The 2527-nt window shown below is 27.7% G+C and carries 2 protein-coding genes and 1 pseudogene; all 3 read right to left on the reverse strand.

Annotated features, from left to right (window positions below):
• Positions 1 to 485: 485 nt before the first annotated feature.
• Positions 486 to 1331 (reverse strand): annotated as a pseudogene (locus ACIQ56_RS16655) (HesA/MoeB/ThiF family protein).
• The gene (locus ACIQ56_RS16660) at positions 1328 to 1960 is read right to left on the reverse strand and encodes a thiamine phosphate synthase (protein ID WP_397602158.1); all 633 of its coding nucleotides are present in this window, start codon (positions 1958 to 1960) and stop codon (positions 1328 to 1330) included. The pseudogene ACIQ56_RS16655 and the gene ACIQ56_RS16660 overlap by 4 nt, the downstream one beginning before the upstream one ends.
• 14 nt (positions 1961 to 1974) lie before the next feature.
• On the reverse strand, positions 1975 to 2415 hold the full coding sequence (locus tag ACIQ56_RS16665; RefSeq protein ID WP_397602159.1) for a hypothetical protein: 441 nt from the start codon (positions 2413 to 2415) through the stop codon (positions 1975 to 1977).
• Positions 2416 to 2527: the final 112 nt, after the last annotated feature.

Genomic DNA, 2527 nt, shown 5'->3' on the forward strand with positions numbered 1-2527 from the left:
TAATCGCACTGCTTACTTCCACGCTGATGGCTAATCTTTACGTGGGTGAGATTCGCACTCACTGGTTCTTACGCACTTATCTTGGCGCACCATAATTTTCTCCTAAGTCGTTAAGAATACAAACTGTTATTCTTATCGGTTTTCTTCAAAAAGAAGTTAGAATTAAGATTCTAATATTATTTGTTAATGTTATTCATATTTTATAAATGCCAATTTAAAGATTAGAAATTAGATCTATTCTAAACTTATGTTACTTTGCCTCAGGGTACATTCAAAAAGAAGGAATAATAATTATTTTTTCTAAGTATTTCAGATACTATTTTGCTTTTTATCCCAAATTTACAAATTAAAATTAATTTTTTATTATAAAAATAATGTTTATTGGCAAGATTTTCAATTTTATTTTTATCAAAAAAATGATAAATAGATTCTTGGATAAAGGGTATATTATGTCCTTTTAAATTCAGGAATTGTTTTGAATTAATCTAGTCTTCATCTAAATAAATTATAAAATAATTATCGCTATTATTTATGAGTTTTTCAAAAAGAATTTCGTTTGTATTTTTTGTTGTAAGAACTTTTTTTTCTAATAAAAATTTATATTGGAGACACAATTCACAATCTGAGTTTTTTGTCCAATAATATTCTTTAAAAATGTTTTCCATGAAATTAAAATTAAAATAATGATTTATTCTAGAAGTTGGATTTAAAACAAGAAATTTTATAATTTCATTTGCAGCAAAAGAACCCATTATACCGCAAATAGGGCTGAGTACTCCCATTAAAGAACAATTTTCATTTGATTCATTAATATCCGGAAATAAGCAATGGTAACAACCATACCCTGGATTAAATAAACAAAAATTGGCTTTTGTTTGAAAGATTCAAATATCAACCCATGGTATATTATGTTTTAAACTTATTCTATTTATTATTTTTCTGGTTGCAAAATTGTCACTCGCATTTAAAATAAGATCAAATTTTGTATTCATGCTATTAAAAATATCTTCAGTAAATTTCATATTATAAAATTGAATATTGAGATCTTTGTTATTATTTTGTAAGTATTTAGATAGTATTTCAGCCTTATATTTTCCTATATCTTCATGTCTAAAAAAAATTTGTCGTGATAAATTTGATTCCTCTATAATATCAAAATCTATTATTGAAATATCTCCAATTCCACTTGTTGCTAAATAAACAGAAGAACTATGAGATAATGCACCGGCTCCAATAATTAAAATTTTTTTTTGAAATAAACAAATTTGGCCATCTATACCGATAAAAGGAAGAGCTATTTGCCTGGAATATTTATTTAAATTCATATTCATTCCCCCATTTTTAACCAATCTTTTATTCTTTCTTCAGGGTAGGGAGAGGTCATGAAATCATGTATGACAGAAATACTATCTGCCCCATTATTATAAATCTCCTGAGCATTTTCTAATTTAATTCCACCAATGGCAACTAAAGGAATATTTTTTGGGATGATATTTCTCCAAACTCTTATTTTATCTATTCCCTGTGGTAAAAATTTCATTTTTTTTGTTTTTGTAGGAAAGATAGGTCCTAAAGCAACATAAGATGGATTTAATTCTAAGGCATGATTTAACTCATTTGTATCATGTGTACTTAAACCAAATTTCATTTTATTTTTATGAAGAGCTGAAATATCTGCTTGAAAGGAATCTTCATATCCTAAATGAACTCCAAAAGCTTTATACTTTAATGCAAGTTCCCAATAATCATTTATAAAAAGCTTGCAATGATGTCTTTGACAATGAATTATAGAATTTTTAATTTCATTTTCAATTTTTTGAAAATCGTGATTTTCAATCATAGGATCTATTTTAATTCTTAATTGAATTGTCTTTACACCCCAAGATGTTAATTTTATTAACCAGCTTAAATTATTGACAATGGGATAAAATTTCATATTTTGTTTTTCTTCAGAAAGCATGAATAACATTGTCCTTAATAAAATGGAATTCCTATGATTGGTGAACTTGAAATGGCAAAATCATTCTGTGGAATCAAACCACTACAATAAGCTTTTCTTCCCGCTTGAATGGATAAAGAAAACGCTTTTGCCATTTCAATGGGATCATGAGCATCTGAAATTGCTGTATTTAAAAGAACGGCGTCCATTCCAAGTTCTAAAGCAAAGGCAGCATGACTTGGTGCTCCAAGACCTGCATCAATAATGATTTTAATTTCAGGAAATCTTTCTCTTAAAATCTTTAAATGAAAAGGATTCATAATTCCTTTTCCTGATCCAATTGGTGAAGCCCATGGCATTAAAACTTTACAGCCTAAGTTAACAAGTTCTTTGGCAATCACTAAGTCTTCTGTCATATAGGGAAAAATACAAAAATCTTGTTTTATAAGTTGTTCTGCTGCTTGTGTCCTCCCAATAAGTGATTTTTACAAAGCATAAATCCAGAATTAAATCTCCTTTTGAGGAGGAGATTTAAATGGAGATGGAAAATAGACTTTTAAAATTGTCAGAGCAAGTTGCTTTTGAAAG

Origin of the sequence: Silvanigrella sp. (genome assembly GCF_044369315.1) — a bacterium.
GTDB lineage: Bacteria > Bdellovibrionota_B > Oligoflexia > Silvanigrellales > Silvanigrellaceae > Silvanigrella.